1 protein-coding gene and 1 pseudogene are annotated in these 588 nt (G+C 41.7%); both read left to right on the top strand.

Annotated features, from left to right (window positions below):
* Window positions 1–46 precede the first annotated feature (46 nt).
* Window positions 47–214 carry a hypothetical protein gene (locus CJF42_RS27920; RefSeq protein WP_170940778.1) on the top strand — a complete coding sequence of 56 codons (168 nt, stop codon included), beginning with the start codon at window positions 47–49 and terminating at the stop codon, window positions 212–214.
* Between the two features lie 82 nt (window positions 215–296).
* Window positions 297–588: pseudogene (locus CJF42_RS27030) on the top strand (methylated-DNA--[protein]-cysteine S-methyltransferase); the annotation flags it as partial.

The raw sequence follows: 588 nt of genomic DNA, 5'->3' as shown, positions 1-588 counted from the left end.
CATAAAGTATTTATAAACCAACCTTACAGGGACTTCTGAGCAAATCATGCTCGTTGTTGCCTGCATGGATGTAGGTACTAGAGCAATGCAGGAGCATATTGCCGGTCCATCTTTTTTTAAGGGAGTAACCATTAATGTAAAGATGCGCCTAGATCATGAATTGCTCAGCAGTCCTGAACCTCACATCTTGAAGTGGCTTGGGTATATGCTGTAGCGGTGCTCAAAGGTGCGATAAAGGGAGCCATTAGTGGTGCGGTTATGGGAGGTATTGGCGCAACCGGACCTTTAATAGGGTGTTTTCATATACATTAACTTATCAGGATATCGCTAAAATGATAAATAATGCGAAGGCTGCACAGGCCGTTGATGGTACGAATGGTCGAAGCCCTATCAGCCTGATAGTACCTTGCCATAGAGTTATTGGTGCTAATGGGGGGTTAACTGGTTACGCAGGAGGGATCGAACGTAAATTATGGTTATTAAATCACGAAGGTATTCAGGGTAAAGATTCAAAAGAAAATCAAGCTTTAGATATTAATGATGTAATACATAGCAGACAAGATACTAACTTCTCAAAAAGCAGTGGTA

The organism is Pseudoalteromonas sp. NBT06-2, assembly GCF_002276045.1.
Lineage (GTDB): Bacteria > Pseudomonadota > Gammaproteobacteria > Enterobacterales > Alteromonadaceae > Pseudoalteromonas.
Note: the sequence above shows the minus strand (reverse complement) of the source record. Positions and strands in the feature narration are given on the sequence as shown.